Genomic DNA, 17819 nt, shown 5'->3' on the forward strand with positions numbered 1-17819 from the left:
AGCGGCAAGGTGCCCGCCCGCCGCACCCTCCCCGCCCCTACACCGCCCGCGGCGCCTCGCAGCCGTGCTTCTTCGCCGAGCGCTCGGCGAAGCGCTGGAGCGCCGCCCGCAGCCCGCGGTGGTCCACGAGCGGCGCCGCGAGCTTCGGGTTGTCCTCGTCGCCGAGGGTGTCCACCTCGAACAGGGCCGTCCCGCCCGCTCCGGGGCACCGGGCGGCCAGCGCGTAGGAGCCGCTCAGCGCGTCCGGGCCCCTGCGGGCGGCGGCGTCGCTGTCCCGCCAATCGTCCAGCCGCATGCGGGCGTACCGGGCGGACGGCCCGTAGGACGCGGTCAAGCCGTACAGAAACGCACCGCGCAGACCGCCCAGGTCACAGTTCTCCAAGGGCGCCGGGTCCGCCGTGACCTCCCGCACCGTGCTCACGCCCCACCGGGCGGCGGTCTTCTCGTCCAGCACGCCCGCGCAGCTCCCCGTGGCCGCCGCGACGGGTTTGTAGTCCCTGCGGTTCGTCGAGACGCCGACGTCCTTCACCCGCCCGCCGGCCGGAGCCTCGCAGCCGGTGCGCCGGGTGTACGCCGTCGCCGTCTCCGTGAGGACGGCGACGAGCCGCTCCCGGGCCACCGGATCGTCGAATCCGCCCCGGCCGAGGTCCGCGTCCACCGTCATCAGCCGCCCGTGACCGGACTCCTTGCCGCAGCTCAGCAGCAGGACGGCCCCCGCCTCGTCCGGGTCCTCGCTGTCCGGGTCGAACCGGAAGGAGCCGGTCCAGCCGTGCCCCAGAGGCGCGTCGAAGCCGTCGGAGTTCTCCAGATTCGTCATGCGTTCCGTGTGCCCGGCCCACAGCGACAGGCCGGTGTCCGTGTCGTCGTCGGACGCGCTGACCGTGCAGTACCGTCGGTCGCTCCAACTGCCCGACGAGGTAAGGGAGATGCCGTCGAACAGCTCCCGTACCGCGCCGGCCGCCAGGTCGCCGTCGCAGGCCGTGTCCAGCGCCCGGTCGTCGCGCCAGGAGTCGTAGCCGCCGGAGACCCAGAAGAGCCCGCCCGCCAGCACCGCCGCGGTCACGGTCCAGGCAGCCGTGCGGCGCACCCGTAGCCTGCGCCAGAAACGGACGTCGCTCACTTCCACACCTTTCCGAGGACCTTCACCGCACGGCAGCCGGACGAGGTCAGATACGCGTCGAGAATCCGGTCGGCCCGGTCGGTGGCGAGGGAGGCCGCGGCCGTCGTCACCGTCACCCGGCTCAGCGTCCGGGCTCCCGAGCACGAGGACTCGGCCCAGACGGCCAGCGTGTACGACGTCTCGCCGCTCTCCGCTTGCGGGGCCGGGGACAGGGCGGCCAGCTCGGCCCCGTACGCCGTGCGCGCCTCGGGCAGCAGCGGCCCCCGCCAGCTCACCGAACCCACTTCGGCGAAGTGGTCCAGTCGATTCGCCGGCTTCACACGCGGCACCCTCAGGGAGCAGGCGTCCACGTCGTCGCTCGTGACGCCGGCGGGTTCCCGATCGTCGCGCCCCCGGGGCTTGCCGTCGAGCAGCTCCGGCCGGAACCAGCGGCAGGACGGCGGGTCCTCGTCGGACTCCTCGTCCGCGTCCGCGACGGGCTCCGGCGGCGGCTGGACGTCCGAGGGCTTCACCGCCGGACCTCCGCAGCCGCCCCGGTCCCGTACGTGGTTGGCGACGGCCGCCACCGCGTCGCTCAGCTCCTCCGCCGTGCGGACGTGCTCCGGCTCGTCGGACAGGGACGAGGCATGGACCCGGAAGCGGGTCACCGGGTGCGGGTAACCGGGCAGACCGGCTGGGCAGGCGGCGGTGACCTGGGCGGTGGCGGTCCGGTACGCGGTGGCCCGGTCGGGCTCCTTCGCGTTCCGCGCGGAGAGGACGTCCCCGAGCCGCACGCCGGACAGCGGAACGTCCAGCACCGGTACCGCCGCGAGTCGCAGACTCCCGGACGCGCTGCCCCAGTATTCGTCCCACCCCACCGAGCACCGCAGCAGGGTGCGCGGACCGTGCCCGGACGGCCCGGTCAGGTCGAGGTCGTCGTACAGCTCCCAGGTCTCGTCCCCGGGCAGCAGACCACGCACCGTCTCGCGCGGGAGGACACCTCCGCAGGCCGTTTCCAGGACCTCGGCGTTATGGGCGTCGCGCCGCTCGGACCGTACGAGCAGGAAACCGGCCACCAGCACCGCGGCCAGCACGACCAGGGCCGCTCTCGGCGCCACCCGATGACCGATGAACCGTTCCCACGCCGTCGCCGCCACTCCGACCCCCCAGGCCCCATGATCAGTCGGCGCACGCTACCGCACGGCCCGGGACCGTCACCGGGCGGGCCGGGCCCGGCCCCGGGGCTCACCAGCCCGTCATCACTCCGCCCAGCAGCAGCGGCGCGGCGACCAGCGAGAGCAGCTTCACCCGGAACGGCCCGGCAGCGCGGCAGACGACGAACGCGGCGACGATGCCCAGCGGGGCGAGGGTGGGCACGGACTCGGCGACGGCCCCGCGCGCTCCGCCCGCCCACTCCGCGGCCCATGACCCGGCGAGACCCGCCAGCACGGCGAGGAACACCTGGTTCGTGGCGAACCACCGGTTCTCCAGTACGTCGACCAGCTCGCCGAAGCCGGCGCCCGCGCGGCGGGCCCGGACGGCGGTGACGAGGAAAGCCACCAGGATTCCCACTCCGGCCACGAGAAAGATCCACCGCAGCACCGTCGCGACGACTACCACCCGTACGCCCCCGTTTTCACATCTGTCGCCATAGGCCATGGAATACGCCACGGACGAGGGTATTCGACCCTCCGGCCGGGACGCCGAGGCCGCACGACCGGCTCCCCGCCGCCGCGCCGTACCCTGGGAAGGTCGATCAACCACCTAGGCAGGAGTGAAATGGCCGTCAATCTGGTCAATGTCGAGCAGGTCAGCAAGGTGTACGGCACCCGTGCCCTGCTCGACGGTGTGTCCCTCGGGGTGTCCGAGGGCGACCGGATCGGTGTCGTGGGCCGCAACGGCGACGGCAAGACCACCCTCATCCGGATGCTCGCCAAGCTGGAGGACGCGGACACCGGCCGCGTCACCCACAACGGCGGGCTGCGTCTCGGCGTCCTCACCCAGCACGACTCCCTGGACCCGGCGAAGACCATCCGCCAGGAGGTCATCGGCGACCTCGCCGACCACGAGTGGGCGGGCAGCGCCAAGATCCGTGACGTGCTCACCGGGCTCTTCGGCGGCCTGGCCCTCCCCGGCTTCGAGCACGGGCTCGACACCGTCATCGCCCCGCTCTCCGGCGGCGAGCGCCGCCGTATCGCCCTGGCCAAGCTCCTCATCGACGAGCAGGACCTGATCGTCCTCGACGAGCCCACCAACCACCTCGACGTCGAGGGCATCTCCTGGCTGGCCGGCCATCTGCGGGCCCGCCGCTCCGCCCTCGTCTGCGTCACCCACGACCGGTGGTTCCTCGACCAGGTCTGCACCCGCATGTGGGACGTCCAGCGCGGCGCCGTCCACGAGTACGAGGGCGGCTACAGCGACTACGTGTTCGCCCGCGCCGAGCGGGAGCGCATCGCCGCCACCGAGGAGTCCAAGCGGCAGAACCTGATGCGCAAGGAGCTGGCCTGGCTGCGCCGCGGCGCCCCGGCCCGTACGTCGAAGCCGCGCTACCGCATCGAGGCCGCCAACGAGCTCATCGCCGACGTGCCGCCGCCGCGCGACACCAGCGAGCTGATGAAGTTCGCCAACGCCCGCCTCGGTAAGACCGTGTTCGACCTGGAGGACGTGACCGTCCAGGCCGGGCCCAAGACCCTCCTCACCCACCTCACCTGGCAGCTCGGCCCCGGCGACCGCGTCGGCCTGGTCGGCGTCAACGGCGCGGGCAAGACCTCGCTGCTGCGCGCCCTCGCCGAGGCCGCCCGTACGCAGGGCGACGAGCAGCCCGCCGCCGGGAAGGTCGTCGTCGGCAAGACCGTCAAGCTCGCCTACCTCTCCCAGGAGGTCTCCGAGCTGAACCCGAACCTCCGGGTGCTGGAGGCCGTCCAGCAGGTGCGCGACCGGGTCGACCTCGGCAAGGGCCGCGAGATGACCGCGGGCCAGCTCTGCGAGCAGTTCGGGTTCACCAAGGAGAAGCAGTGGACGCCCGTCGGCGACCTCTCCGGCGGTGAGCGCCGCCGGCTCCAGATCCTGCGGCTGCTGATGGACGAGCCCAACGTCCTCTTCCTCGACGAGCCCACCAACGACCTCGACATCGAGACCCTGACCCAGCTGGAGGACCTCCTCGACGGCTGGCCCGGGTCGATGATCGTGATCTCCCACGACCGGTTCTTCATCGAGCGGACCACGGACAAGGTCATGGCGCTCCTCGGCGACCGCGCCCTGCGCATGCTGCCGCGCGGGATCGACGAGTACCTGGAGCGCAGGCAGCGGATGGAGGAGGAGTCCACCCCCTCCGCCGCCGCCCCCCGTTCGTCCGGGGCCGCCGCCCCCGCCGCCGCACCGGCCGTCTCCGCGCAGGAGGCACGCGCCGCGAAGAAGGAGCTGCAGAAGGTCGAGCGGCAGCTCGACAAGCTCTCCACCCGCGAGACCACGCTGCACAAGCAGATCGCGGACCACGCGACCGACTTCGAGAAGGTCGCCAAGCTCGACGCCGAACTGCGCGAACTGGTCACCGAGCGGGACGAGTTGGAAATGCGCTGGCTGGAACTGGCCGAGGACGCCTGACCGGACCCGTGGGGCCGGTGGGGCAGGTGGTAGAACGGGGCGGCAGGGACCGTACGTTCGAGGGGGACCAACACCGATGTCGCAGCCGCCGCCGCAGCAGGGCAGGCCGGGAGAGCCGGAGGGCTTCGGCGCTCCGTACGAACCACAGCCCGGTGCGTACGGAGCCCCCGGGCAGCCGCCGCACCAGCCTCAGCCCGGACCGTACGGTCAACCGCAGCCCGGACCGTACGGTCAGCAGCCGCCGACCGTGCCGTACGGCTACCCGCAGCCGCAGCAGCCCACGGGGCCGTACGGCTACCCGCAGCCGCAGCCGCAGCCCCAGCCGCCCACCGTGCCGTACGGCCGGCCCCAGCAGCCGTCCGGCGGGCCCGGTGGCGGCGGGCGTTCGCGCGGCCGGGTCGCCGGTCTCGTCGCCGCCGTGCTCGCCGGGGTCCTCGTCATCGGGACGGGCGTCTGGTTCGCGGTGGGCGGCGACGACGGCGCCGACGACAAGAAGCCCGTCGCGAAGGAGAGCACCGCCCCGAAGGACCCCAGCGCCGATCCGAGCCCGAAGCCGACGCCCGCCCCGGGCGCCGCGGAGTTCAACAAGAAGCTCAAGGAGGGCGAGGCCAAGGTCCGCTGGATCCTGAAGAACGACGTGGACGTGCCGTCGGGCGGCGTCCCCGTGCGCGGCCCGTGGATCACGGACGGCATCGTGGCCAAAGCCATGTACCGCACGGCGTCCGGCTACTCCCTCGACGACGGCTCGCAGAAGTGGAGCCTGCGCCTGCCGGCCGACGTCTGCGCCGCGCCGTCCCAGCCGAGCCCGGACGGCAAGATCGTCATCGCCCTCAGGGAAAGCACCGAGGAAGGCGCGGACTGCGAGAAGCTCCAGATGATCGACCTGGTCACCGGCAAGGCGGGCTGGACCGCCACGCTCGACCGCTCCTCGATGTCGGACGGGCTGTCGGACGTCGTCATGGCGGTCAACGGCGACGTCGTGACGGCCGGCCGGACGACCCGCACCGACGCCTACCGGATCAGCGACGGCAAGCACCTGTGGGACCGGCTGCCGGGCACCTGCCAGCCGTACGGATTCGCCAGCGGCGACGTCCCGCTCGCCGCGGTCGACTGCCTCAAGGCGCCGAGTGACACGTACGACGAGGAAGTGCGGCGCATCGACCCGGCCACCGGCAAGACCGTGTGGACGTACAAGGTCAAGAAGGGCTGGCGGATCGACAAGTTCTACTCCGTCGACCCGCCGGTCGTCTCGCTGCGGCAGGACGAGCCGAAGCCGAACTGGGCCATCGCGCTCCTGAGCAACGACGGCACCCTCCTCGCCCAGCCCGATCCCGGCAAGGAGGAGTTCGAGATGGAGTGCGGCCAGCGGGACGAGAACCTCGACGACTGCCTCGGTGCGACCGCCGGCGGCGACACGTTCTACCTCGCGACGAAGCCCGCCTATGTGAACGGCGCGTTCAACAACTCCGTCGTCGCCTTCGACATGAAGACCGGCAAGATCAAGTGGAAGGTGCCGGCGCCGCCCGGGCAGACGCTGAAGCCGATGCGGGTCGAGAACGGCAAGGTGCTGCTGTACCTCGCCGCTCCGGAATCGAAGGCCACGACCGGCGGCGGCATCATGGCGCTCGGACCGCAGGGCGGCGCCCTGCAGACGGTCCTTCGCCATCCGACGTCGGCGGCGAAGACCGAGCACGTCTTCGATCCCACGATCCGCTATGCCGACGGGCGCTCGCTGATCGCCATCGGCCGCATCGGCGGCGAGTCCGACGAGGAGGAGATGGACGTGCGGACGATCATCACCTTCGGTGACTGACCATCACCTCCGTCCGGGGCGTAACGAGGGCATCACAAGGCGGTTCTCCCTTGGGAACAGGGGCGGGACCGATCCGGTGCCGGGTGGCGGACGGGTGGTACAAAGAAGCCCCGCCCGACTGTCGTAACACCGCGGAAGCCATGCCTGATTCGCTCCTTTCCGAGGGGAATTGACCCTTCTCGGAATCGCGGGGGAGACCGGATCGGGCACCGGACCGCACGAAGGGGGACGTGCTGATGAGCCAGCCGCCCAGCCAGCAACCGCCGCAGGGAGGCTTCGGGGCTCCGCAGGAGCCGCCGAACGGAGCTCCTCAGCCGCCCCAGGACCAGCCGAACCTGGCCAAGCCGCCGCAGACGCCGCCCGGTCAGCCGCCCCAGGGGCCGCCCCCCGCCCAGCCGCCCGCGCCCCCGGCCGGTCCGCCGCAGACGCCCCCGCCCGGCGCCCCGGCGTACGGCTACCCGCAGCAGCCCCCGGCGGGGCCCGGTTACGGCTACCCGCAGCAGCCCGGCCAGGCCCCCGGACCGTACGGTCAGCAGCCGGGCCAGCCCACCGGCCCGTACGCCCAGCAGCCCGGCCCCTACGGTCAGCAGGCCCCGGGCCCGTACGGCCAGCAGGCTCCCGGACCGTACGGTCAGCCGACCCAGCCCGGTTACGGCTACCCGCAGCAGCAGTACCCCGGCGCCCCCGGCGGACCGGGCTCCGGCGGCGGCGGGTTCCTCAAGAACAAGACCGCCGTCATCGTCGCGGCGGCGGTCGCCGTGGTCCTGGTCGCCGGTACGGGCACCTGGTTCCTCGTGAGCGACAGCGGCGACGAGGACCCGAAGAAGCCGCTGGCCAACACCAGCAACGACCCCAAGCCCCCCAGCGCGTCGCCCACGGTCGACGAGGGCGACGGCAGCGGCGACGGCCGCGAGGGCAACGACGACCTCAACGCCGGGCGCAAGCCGGGCGAGGCGAAGGTCGCCTGGCTCCAGAAGAACGACGTCGACCTGCCCCGCAGCGGCGCGTCCGTGTACGGCCCGTGGTTCGCCGGAGACGTGGTCGCCAAGGCCATGTATCGCGGCGTCTCCGGCTACTCGGTCGCCGACGGCAAGCAGAAGTGGACCGTGCCGCTGCCCGCCGACGTGTGCGCCGCGCCCAACGCCCCCACCGCCGATGGCAAGATCGTCATCGGGGTGAAGGACGGCACCACCGACAAGGCCAACTGCTCCGTCCTCCAGATGATCGACCTCAACACCGGCAAGCCCGGCTGGAAGAAGGCGGTCAAGAAGAACGGCACCTGGGACTTCCTGTCGGACATCGGTCTGGCGATCAGCGGAGACACCGTCACCGTGGGACGCACCAGCAACTCCAACGCCTACCGGGTCAGCGACGGCAAGGAGCTGTTCGGCAACCCCGACGGCAACTGCAAGCCCTTCGCCTTCGCCGGCGGCCCGAAGCTCATCGCCGCGGCCAGCTGCCGCACCGACGACGTCAAGAACCCGCAGCACCAGGTCCAGGAGCTGAACCCGACCACCGGCAAGCCCAAGTGGACCTACCAGCCGCCGCGCGGCTGGGAGATCGGCAAGGTCTACTCGGTCACCCCGCTCGTCGTGCGGCTGGAGCACGAGGAGAAGAAGCAGTACGCCATCGCCGCGCTCACCGACAACGGCAAGCTCCGCTCCCAGCTCGCGCCCGCCAAGGGCGACAAGCTCACCCACGACTGCGGGAACAGCTTCGCCATCTTCGGCCAGAAGCTCGAAGGGTGCAGCGGTGTCGCCGCCGACGCCAACACCTTCTACATCGCGACCGAGGACGACAGCAGCGGGACCGCCCGGACGAACAAGGTCATCGCCTTCGACCTGAACACCGGAAAGCCCAAGTGGGAAGCGCCCGCCCCGGCCGAGCGCGTTCTGAAGCCGCTGGGCATGGAGGGCGGTGACCTGGTGCTCTACATGCGGCCGAAGTACGACGCCGCCGGCGCCATCGTGACCCTCCCGCCGACCGGCGGCGCCACCAAGACGCTGCTCCAGCACCCGGAGGCGGCCGGCCGGATCGAGAACGGCTTCTTCTCGGCCAAGGTCGCCTACCAGGGCGGCCGTTCCTTCATCTTCAGCAACCGCGTGAGCGCGAGCAACGACAAGGAAGAGCTGGAGCAGTCGACGATGCTGGTGTTCGAGAAGTGACGGCCCGCGAGCCCGGCACGATCCGAACGACCGCTCCCGGCACGATCCGCACGACCGCTCCCGGCATCCGGTCGGCCCTTCCCCGCCCCACGCGCCCCCACACCCACTCGTCCCCCGAGGTACGCACGCCATGAGCCAGCCGCCCCAGCCACCGCAGCAGCCGCCCAACGAGCCGCCGAACACGCCCCCGGGCGAGCCGAACACGCCCCCGGCGCCGCCCGCCGGCCCGCCCTCCGGTGGTTTCGGCGCGCCGCAGGACCCGCCGCCCGGAGGGTTCGGACAGCCGACCCCGCCGCCCGCGGACCCCTTCGGCAAGCAGCCGCAGCAGCCGCAGCAGCCTCCGCAGCCGCCCCCCGCACCGCAGGACGCGCCCGCCGGGGGCTACGGCACCCCGCCGCCCCCGGCGCCGGGCAGCTACCCCACCCCGCCCGCGCCGCAGCCCAACGGATACGGCTACCCCCAGGCCCCGCAGCCGGGCTACGGCTACCCGCAGGGGCCCGCCGGACAGCCCGGGATGCCGCAGCAGGGGTACGGCTACCCGACCCAGCCGATGCAGCCGCAGTACGCTGCCCCGCAGCAGCCCGGCGGCGGCAAGAAGTTCTCCACCCAGATGCAGATCATCGTCGCCGCGGCCGTCGCCGTGGTGCTGATCATCGGCGCCGGGGTCATCTACGCCTCCACCGGCGATGACGACAAGGGCGGCAAGAACGAGGCCTCCTCCTCCGGCTCCACCGGCGGCGAGGCCAAGGGCGGCGAGGGCGGCCTGGCCGGCGGCGACGAGAAGCCGCCCGCCAACACCAAGTCCAAGGTCGTCTTCCAGCTCCCGGAGCCGGAGGTCGACGACGTCACCACGGTCATGGGCTCCTGGATCACCGACAAGGCGTACGTGAAGTCCGGCGTCGCCGAGATCGTCGCCTACGACCGCGACAAGGGCACCAAGCTCTGGTCCGTCCCGCTGCCCGGCGAGGTCTGCTCCGCCTCCCGGCACATGAGCAAGGACTACAAGACCGCGGTCGTCTTCGAGGAGACGAAGGCGACCAAGGAGAACAAGTACCCGTCGTGCAACCAGGTCGGCGTGATCGACATGGCCGCCGGCAAGCTGGTGTGGAGCAAGGGCGTCACCTCCGCCACCGGCGGTGACCAGCAGGTCCGCTTCGACGAGGTCACGCTCAGCGGGTCCACCGTCGCCGCGGGCGGCACCTCGGGCGGCGCGGCCTTCAAGCTGGAGACCGGCGCCGAGCTGTGGAAGCCGAAGGTCGGCGCGGACGGCTGCTACGACCGCGGCTACGGCGGCGGCGATGCCCTCGCCGTGGTCCGCAAGTGCGGTACGTCCGACAGCCCGCAGCTCACCGTGCAGGCGCTGAACCCGACGACCGGCGCACCGCTGTCCTCGTTCCAGATGCCCGCCGGCGTCGACTACGCGAGCATCGTCTCCACCAAGCCGCTGGTGGTCGCGGCCGACGTCGGCGACACCGCCGGCGACGGCAGCGGCATCTCCGACTTCTTCTCGATCGACGCGGCGACCGGCAAGCTGATCGTGCGCATCCCCGCCGACGCCGAGCAGTACGCGGCCCGTTGCGGCTCCACCGAGGTCGAGCGCTGCCAGAACCTGGCCGTCGGCAACAACCGGCTCTACCTGCCGACCGAGAACCACGACGGCACCAGCGAGTACGGCGACACCAACGAGATCGTCGCCTTCGACCTGACCACCGGGAAGCTCCTCGGCGCCCGGGCCGACGCGGGCGACCGCTACAGCCTGGTCCCGCTGCGGATGGACGGCACCAGCATCATCGCGTACAAGGAGCCCCCCTACGACAAGGGCGGCCAGATCGTCTCCATCGACGGCGAGACCTTCAAGCAGACCCTGCTGATGGAGAACCCGAACGACGAGGCGGTCCGTGAGGCGGAGCGGCGGTTCTCCGGCGACCACTCCGAACTCCTGTACTCCGAAGGGCACTTCTTCAAGTCGAAGCGCCTGATCAGCAAGCGCAGCGTCGTCGACGGCGACGACAAGCTCTACCTCGTCGTCGGTTACCGCACCGACTGACCACCGCTCGCCGCCACGAGCGGCGCGAGACGCGCTCCAGGCCCTGCCGGTCGATCACCGACCGGCAGGGCCGATCGTTTTCCGCCCGCGAAGCGATCACCGAGCAACGGTCGACGAGCCCCGAATGACGCAGAATTCGGCATTCTGGGGGGCTTCTCCCACGTAAGGGCGGCGCGAGGTCGAACAAGCGTGTAACTTGCCGGGTCAGGCGGCCGGGGGGTCGGGTGTACAGGGCTGGGAGGCTTGGTCGATGGGCGTGCGGCTCATGGTGGTCGACGATCACCGACTGCTCGCCGAGGCACTCGCCTCGGCGCTGAAACTGCGCGGGCACCGGGTGCTCGCGGCGGCCGCGCCGACCTCCGGGACCGCGGAACTGGTGGTCAGCAGGGCCCCGGAGGTCTGCCTGTTCGGTACGGCGTCGCCCGCCGCCCCCGGGGTCTTCGACCCGATCGTGCGCATCGGCCAGGAGCGCCCGCAGGTCGCGGTGGTGGTCCTCGGGCCGGTGCCCAGCCCGCGCGGGATCGCCGCGGCGTTCGCCGCCGGGGCCGTGGGGTACGTCCGGCACGACGAGCGCATCGAGGGCGTCGAGCGGGCCATGCTCAAGGCGCGGGCGGGGGAGAGCGCCATCGCCCCGCAGCTGCTGCGGGGGGCCTTCGCGGAACTGCTCAACCCGGCGGTCCAGCCCGACGACGAGGGCCGGCGGCTGCTGCGGATGCTCACCCCGCGCGAGGCGGAGGTGCTGGTGCGGGTCGCCGAGGGCGAGGACACCCGGCTGATCGCCGCCGGTATGGACATCGCCCCGAGCACCGCCCGCACCCATGTCCAGCGGGTCCTGATGAAGCTCGGCGTCGGCTCCCGCCTGGAGGCCGCCGCGCTCGCCGCCCGTACGGGACTGCTGGAGCGGGCCGCGGGCAACGGCGACCACGGCGGCACGCCGCAGGGGCCGTACGTCCCCGGGCGGAGCGGGTGACGTACGGCCCCTGCGGGACGCTGGACGGACGGGCTTTCGGGCTCAGCCCGCGTCGGACTCCCGGTCGGCCGGGGCGTCCGGTTCCGGGGCCGCCGGGGCCTCGGCCGGGCGCAGCTTCATCCAGGCCAGGAAGAACAGGCCGAGCGCCAGCATGGCCAGGCCCGTCCACAGGTTGATGTGGACGCCCTCGGCCTTCTTCAGGTCGGCGTCGGACGGGCTGATGCCGGCGATGGTGACGATCACTCCGTAGACCACGAACAGGCCGCCGATGATCCGCCGGATGTCGAAGAGACGGGCCGCGGTCGCGGACTTGCGCTCCAGCTCGGAGACTTCCTTGTGCAGGTCGGACATGGTGAGTTCCTCCGATCAGAACGAGTACGGGATGTAGCACGCGGCGGCGAGGACGACCGCGCCCCAGCCGAGCAGCGCGGGCTTGCGGTACCAGGCGCTGTCGGCCTCGTCGAGCGCCTCGTCGGGGTCCGGCGACTCGGTCCCGTACACCAGACCGGCCAGTTCGGCGTCGGGCTTCGGTGCGGTGAAGAGCGTGACGGCGACCATGACGACGGCTCCGGCGACGAATCCGACGATCGCGGAGACGAAGTTGGCGCCCTGGTCGGACGGGATGTCGATGATCCCGCCCTTGTAGATCCAGAAGTAGTTGATCATCGCGGCGGCGGTGCCCGCGACCAGGCCCCAGACACCGGACTTCATCGAGGCGCGCTTCCAGAACATGCCGATGATGAACACGACGAACATCGGGACGTTGAAGAACGAGAACAGCGTCTGGAGGTAGCTCATGATGTTCGAGAAGCTGGCGGCGATGAACGCCGTGCCGATCGAGGCCAGCACCCCGATCGCCGTGATCAGCCGTCCGAACCTCAGGTAGTACGTGTCCGGCTTGTCCTTCACCACGTACCGCTGCCAGATGTCGGTGGTGAACACCGTGTTGAACGAGGACACGTTGGCCGCCATGCCCGCCATGAAGGCGGCGAGCAGACCGGTCACCGCGATGCCGAGCACCCCGTTGGGCAGCAGCTCCTGCATCAGCAGGGGTATCGCGTCGTTGTAGGTGAGGTCGGAGCCCGGGGTGCCGATCTTGGGCACGATCACGGCGGCGACCAGGCCCGGGATCATCACCGCGAAGACGATGAAGATCTTCGGGAAGGCGGCGATCAGCGGGGTGCGCTTGGCGGCGGAGAGGTTCTTCGCGGACAGCGCGCGCTGCACCTCGGCGAAGTTCGTCGTCCAGTAGCCGAAGGACAGCACGAAGCCGAGGCCGAGGATGATCGTCAGCCAGTTGGCGCCCAGCGGGTTGGCGTCACCGATGCCGGTGCCGCCCCAGGCGGTCATGAAGTCGCCGCCGTGCTGCTTGGTCAGCGAGTCGCTCATGGCGTCCCAGCCGCCGACCCGCTTCAGGCCGAGGACGGTGAGCGGGATCAGCGCGGCGAGGATGACGAAGAACTGGAGCACCTCGTTGTAGATCGCCGAGGAGAGCCCGCCGATCGTGATGTAGACCAGCACGAACAGGCCCGCGACGACGATCGCGACCCACTGCGGCCAGCCGAGGAGCGCCTCCACGACGATCGAGAGGGCGTAGAGGTTGACGCCCGCGATGAGGATCGCCGCGAAGGCGAAGAGCACGGAGCTCAGCAGATGGGCGGACTTGTCGAAACGCTGGAGCAGGAACTCCGGCACGGAGCGCACCTTGGAGCGGTAGTAGAACGGCATCATCACCAGGCCGAGGAAGACCATGGCCGGGATCGCGCCGATCCAGTACCAGTGCACCACCGCGACGCCGTACTGCGCGCCGGTGGCCGCCATGCCGAGGATCTCGGTGGCGCCGAGGTTCGCCGCGACGAAGGCGAGCCCGGTCACCCAGGCGGGCAGCGACCGTCCGGAGAGGAAGAAGTCGAGGCTCGTCTTGACGCTGGCACGGGCCGCGAAGCCGATGCCGAGTACGACGACGAAGTAGATCGCCAGGATGGCGTAGTCGAGCCCGTTCGTGGGGAGCCGAAGCCCTTCGGCCAGTGTCTGCATGGGGGGTACTCGCTTCGTTGCGCGAACTGAACCCGACGGAACTTACGCCTCCATGTTCGAGAAATGAACACTCTCGTTGGGGTTCTTTGTTCGATCGTGATTGAGTGTGGGTGAATGTCCGGGTATGTGGCCCCTGAGGCCAGTCGCAGTCGCGGCGAGCCGCGGCATTGACGAGGGTGTTCGCTTGTGATTTGTTATGTGCGATTATGTTGGGAGGATCTGGTGGAGGACCCTGGTGAAGAAAACGGTTACGACTCTCGCCGACGGCCGTGAGCTGATCTATTACGACTCCGCGGACGACACCGTCCGCGACGCCGTCGACCACCGCCCCCTGGATCCCGTCTCCACCTCCTCCGAGATCCGCCGCGATCCGCTGCTCGGCGACGCGGTCGCCATCGCCTCGCACCGCCAGGCCCGCACCTACCACCCGCCGGCCGACGCCTGCCCGCTCTGCCCCACCCGGGACGGACGGCAGAGCGAGATCCCCGACGACCACTACGACGTCGCGGTCTTCGAGAACCGCTTCCCCTCCCTGGCCGGCGACTCCGGCCGCTGCGAGGTGGTCTGCTTCACCTCCGACCACGACGCGTCCTTCGCCGACCTCACCGAGGAGCAGGCCGCCCTCGTCCTCGCCGCCTGGACCGACCGCACCGCCGCGCTGGCCGGACTCGACCAGGTCACCCAGGTCTTCTGCTTCGAGAACCGCGGCGCCGAGATCGGCGTCACCCTCGGCCACCCCCACGGCCAGATCTACGGCTACCCCTTCGTCACCCCGCGCACCGAGCTGATGCTCCGCTCGGCCGCCCGCCACCGCGAGGAGACCGGCTCCAACCTCTTCGACGACGTCGTCGCCCGCGAGGAGAAGGACGGCTCACGCGTCGTCCTCGCCACCGACCACTGGATCGCCTACGTCCCCTACGCGGCGCACTGGCCCTACGAGGTCCATCTCCACCCCCGCCGCCGCGTCCCCGACCTGCGGGAACTGGACGAGGGTGCGCGCACGGAGTTCCCACAGGTCTATCTGGAACTCTTGAGGCGCTTCGACCGGATCTTCGGACCCGGCGAGCCGCCGACCCCGTACATCTCCGCCTGGCACCAGGCGCCGTTCGGGGTTCCCGGACGGGAGGACTTCGCCCTGCACCTGGAGCTTTTCACCATTCGCCGGACCTCCGGCAAGCTGAAGTTCCTCGCGGGATCCGAGTCCGGCATGAGCGTGTTCATCAACGACGTGCCGCCGGAGGCCGCGGCCGAGCGACTGCGAGAGGTAGCGAGCGAGTGAGCAACCCCCAGAACGTGAGCAACCCGAAGAAGTACCTGGTCACCGGCGGCGCCGGATACGTCGGCAGCGTCGTCGCCCAGCACCTTCTGGAGGCCGGGCACACGGTGACCGTCCTGGACGACCTCTCCACCGGCTTCCGCGAGGGCGTCCCGGCCGGCGCCGCGTTCATCGAGGGCCGCATCCAGGACGCCGCCCGCCATCTGGACCCGTCCTACGACGGCGTCCTGCACTTCGCCGCGTTCTCCCAGGTCGGCGAGTCCGTGGTGAACCCCGAGAAGTACTGGGTCAACAACGTCGGCGGCACCACCGCCCTGCTCGCCGCCATGCGCGAACACGGCGTGCGCACCCTCGTCTTCTCCTCCACCGCCGCCACCTACGGCGAACCGGTCTCCAGCCCCATCACCGAGGCCGACCCCACCGCCCCCACCAGCCCCTACGGCGCGTCCAAGCTCGCCGTCGACCACATGATCAGCGGCGAGGCCACCGCCCACGGCCTGGCCGCCGTCTCGCTCCGCTACTTCAACGTGGCCGGGGCGTACGGCAGTTGCGGAGAGCGCCACGACCCCGAGTCCCACCTCATCCCGCTGGTCCTTCAAGTCGCCCTGGGAAAGCGCGAGTCGATCAACGTCTACGGCGACGACTACCCCACCCCGGACGGCACCTGCGTCCGCGACTACATCCATGTCGCCGACCTCGCCGAGGCCCACCTGCTGGCCCTGACCGCCGCCGCCCCCGGCGAGCACCTGATCTGCAACCTCGGCAACGGCAACGGCTTCTCGGTCCGCGAGGTCATCGAGACCGTCCGCAAGGTCACCGGCCACCCCGTCCCCGAGACCGCCGCCCCCCGGCGCGGCGGCGACCCGGCCGTCCTCGTCGCCTCCGCCGCCACCGCCGTGGAGCGCCTCGGCTGGCAGCCGTCCCGCGCCGACCTCGCCGGAATCATCGCCGACGCCTGGCAGTTCGCCCGCCGAGAGGAAACGACCACCTCATGACCCAGCATGCCGAGCCGTCCGGCGCCGACCCCGCCGCCACCTTCGCCGAGCTGTACGGGGCCGAGCCCGACGGCATCTGGGCGGCACCCGGACGGGTGAACCTCATCGGTGAATACACCGACTTCAACGACGGCTTCGTCATGCCGCTCGCCCTCCCGCACACCGCCCGCGCCGCCGTCTCCCGCCGCGACGACGGCGTCCTGCGGCTGTACTCCTCCGACGTCCCCGGCGGCGTCGTCTCCCTCCGCGTCGACGAGCTCGTCCCGCACTCCGGCCACGGCTGGGCCGCCTACCCGGCGGGAGTCCTCTGGGCGCTGCGCGAGGCCGGGCACCCGGTCACCGGCGCGGACGTCGCCCTGACCTCCACCGTGCCCACGGGCGCCGGACTCTCCTCCTCCGCCGCCCTGGAAGTCGTCACCGCGCTCGCCCTGAACGACCTCTTCGACCTGGGGCTGACCGCGGCCGAACTCGCCGTGATCGGCCGCCGCGCCGAGAACGACTTCGTCGGCGTGCCCTGCGGGATCATGGACCAGATGGCCTCGGCCTGCTGCACCGAGGGCCACGCCCTCCACCTGGACACCCGCGACCTCTCACTGCGCCAGATCCCCTTCGACCTGGCCGCCCAGGGCCTGACGCTCCTGGTCGTCGACACCCGGGTCAAGCACGCGCTCGGCGACGGCGCGTACGCGGAGCGCCGGGCCGGCTGCGAGGAGGGCGCCCGGCTGCTCGGCATACCGATGCTCCGCGACCTGCCGTACGCCGGTCTCGAAGCGGCGCTCGCCACCCTCGCCGACGCCGGGGCGGACGAGTCCGTGATCCGTTACGTACGCCATGTCGTCGGCGACAACCGCCGGGTCGAGCAGGTCATCGCCCTGCTCGACGCGGGCGACGTCCGGGCGGCGGGCCCCGTCCTGAACGAGGGCCACCGCTCGCTCCGCGACGATCTGCGGGTCTCCTGCCCCGAGTTGGACCTGGTGGTCGAGGCGGCGAACGCGGCCGGGGCGCTCGGTGCGCGGATGACCGGCGGCGGCTTCGGCGGCTCGGCGGTCGTCCTGGTGGAGGCGTCGGCGGCCGACACCGTGGCCAAGGCGGTCAGCGAGGCGTTCGCGGCGGCCGGACACGCGGCCCCGGGCATCTTCGACGCCGTCCCGTCGGCCGGGGCGCGCCGGCTGCGCTGAGCCCGGGGCCTCCGGGTCCGCCCCGGAGGGCCGGGCTCACAACTCCTTGACCAGGATGAACTCGGTGACGCCCGGCGGGTAGTCCTCGACCCGGCCGATCTCCTCGTACCCCTGCCCGCGGTAGAAGCCGGGGGCCTGGAAGTCCCAGGTCTCCAGCCGTGAGCGGGTGCAGGCGCGCTCGGTGCGGGCGGTCCGTTCGGCCTCGGCGAGCAGGCGCGCACCGAGGCCGATGCCCCGGTGCGGGGCGTCCACCCAGAGCAGATCCACATGCAGCCAGTACGCCCAGGTCCGCCCGGTCAGCCCGCCGGCCAGGGCCCCGTGCTCGTCCAACGCCCAGACCTCCAGCGGCACTTCGTGCTCCGCGGAGGTGGCGAGCAGGGCCCGCAGACCGGCCGAGGCCGCGACGTTGTCCTGGTGCAGACGCCCGCTCAGCAGAATGCGACGTTCTCTGTCTACTTCTGTCTCAAGACGGAACATGAAGCACACCCTAAACACCTGAGGCCACCAGTTCGCCGAATCGCCTTCCCCCCGTGGCCCCCGCCCGTACGCTGATGCTCAGCACCGGTGGGGGCCGGTGCCGATTCAGGGGAGCGAGAGAGCCGGGTACGGCGTCCGGGGCAGGGCGGCAGGCGGTTC

General features: G+C 71.5%; 14 protein-coding genes. 8 read left to right on the forward strand and 6 right to left on the reverse strand.

Features of this window, described 5'->3' with window-relative positions:
• Positions 1–37 precede the first annotated feature (37 nt).
• The 3 genes from G3I54_RS29245 to G3I54_RS29255 all read right to left on the reverse strand — a co-directional run bounded on the left by G3I54_RS29245 (position 38) and on the right by G3I54_RS29255 (position 2680).
• A complete protein-coding gene (locus G3I54_RS29245; protein WP_164618785.1) occupies positions 38–1120 on the reverse strand; it encodes a hypothetical protein in 1083 nt (360 codons plus the stop codon).
• Complete coding sequence (locus G3I54_RS29250) at positions 1117–2217, reverse strand: hypothetical protein (RefSeq protein WP_343240457.1); 1101 nt, start codon at positions 2215–2217, stop codon at positions 1117–1119. The genes G3I54_RS29245 and G3I54_RS29250 overlap by 4 nt, the downstream gene beginning before the upstream one ends.
• Before the next feature lie 127 nt (positions 2218–2344).
• Positions 2345–2680, reverse strand: coding sequence for a hypothetical protein (locus G3I54_RS29255; protein ID WP_343240458.1), 336 nt, complete (start codon positions 2678–2680; stop codon positions 2345–2347).
• 198 nt (positions 2681–2878) lie between these two features.
• Here G3I54_RS29255 and G3I54_RS29260 point away from each other — a divergent pair, with 198 nt between their 5' ends.
• The 5 genes from G3I54_RS29260 (at position 2879) to G3I54_RS29280 (ending at position 11697) form a co-directional block, all read left to right on the forward strand.
• A complete protein-coding gene (locus G3I54_RS29260; RefSeq protein ID WP_164618791.1) occupies positions 2879–4702 on the forward strand; it encodes an ABC-F family ATP-binding cassette domain-containing protein in 1824 nt (607 codons plus the stop codon).
• A 76-nt stretch (positions 4703–4778) separates the two neighbouring features.
• Positions 4779–6515 carry a PQQ-binding-like beta-propeller repeat protein gene (locus G3I54_RS29265; protein ID WP_164618793.1) on the forward strand — a complete coding sequence of 579 codons (1737 nt, stop codon included), beginning with the start codon at positions 4779–4781 and terminating at the stop codon, positions 6513–6515.
• Positions 6516–6751: 236 nt separating this feature from the next.
• Entirely contained in the window at positions 6752–8680 is a 1929-nt protein-coding gene (locus tag G3I54_RS29270) for a PQQ-binding-like beta-propeller repeat protein (protein WP_164618795.1), read from the forward strand.
• Positions 8681–8810: 130 nt separating this feature from the next.
• On the forward strand, positions 8811–10727 hold the full coding sequence (locus tag G3I54_RS29275; protein ID WP_164618797.1) for a PQQ-binding-like beta-propeller repeat protein: 1917 nt from the start codon (positions 8811–8813) through the stop codon (positions 10725–10727).
• A 250-nt stretch (positions 10728–10977) separates the two neighbouring features.
• Complete coding sequence (locus G3I54_RS29280) at positions 10978–11697, forward strand: LuxR C-terminal-related transcriptional regulator (protein ID WP_164618799.1); 720 nt, start codon at positions 10978–10980, stop codon at positions 11695–11697.
• A 42-nt stretch (positions 11698–11739) separates the two neighbouring features.
• Here the strand turns inward: G3I54_RS29280 and G3I54_RS29285 are convergent, their stop codons facing one another.
• Positions 11740–12048 (reverse strand): hypothetical protein, encoded by a 309-nt coding sequence (locus tag G3I54_RS29285; RefSeq protein WP_164618800.1) that lies wholly within the window; start codon positions 12046–12048, stop codon positions 11740–11742.
• A gap of 15 nt (positions 12049–12063) precedes the next feature.
• Positions 12064–13734, reverse strand: a complete 1671-nt coding sequence (locus tag G3I54_RS29290; protein ID WP_164618802.1) for a sodium:solute symporter family protein — start codon at positions 13732–13734, stop codon at positions 12064–12066.
• Positions 13735–13969: 235 nt separating this feature from the next.
• Between G3I54_RS29290 and galT the strand changes: the two genes are divergently transcribed.
• From galT to galK, 3 genes are read left to right on the forward strand one after another with little or no spacing between them, the layout of a single operon-like run.
• Entirely contained in the window at positions 13970–15013 is a 1044-nt protein-coding gene (gene galT, locus G3I54_RS29295; RefSeq protein WP_164618804.1) for a galactose-1-phosphate uridylyltransferase, read from the forward strand.
• A gap of 14 nt (positions 15014–15027) precedes the next feature.
• Positions 15028–16005 carry a UDP-glucose 4-epimerase GalE gene (galE, locus tag G3I54_RS29300; protein ID WP_164618867.1) on the forward strand — a complete coding sequence of 326 codons (978 nt, stop codon included), beginning with the start codon at positions 15028–15030 and terminating at the stop codon, positions 16003–16005.
• The gene (galK, locus tag G3I54_RS29305; RefSeq protein ID WP_164618806.1) at positions 16002–17183 is read left to right on the forward strand and encodes a galactokinase; all 1182 of its coding nucleotides are present in this window, start codon (positions 16002–16004) and stop codon (positions 17181–17183) included. Before galE ends, galK begins: the two co-directional genes overlap by 4 nt.
• 36 nt (positions 17184–17219) lie before the next feature.
• Here the strand turns inward: galK and G3I54_RS29310 are convergent, their stop codons facing one another.
• Positions 17220–17660 carry a GNAT family N-acetyltransferase gene (locus tag G3I54_RS29310; protein WP_164618808.1) on the reverse strand — a complete coding sequence of 147 codons (441 nt, stop codon included), beginning with the start codon at positions 17658–17660 and terminating at the stop codon, positions 17220–17222.
• Positions 17661–17819 lie beyond the last annotated feature (159 nt).

This window comes from Streptomyces sp. SID14515, from assembly GCF_010548505.1.
GTDB lineage: Bacteria > Actinomycetota > Actinomycetes > Streptomycetales > Streptomycetaceae > Streptomyces > Streptomyces caviscabies.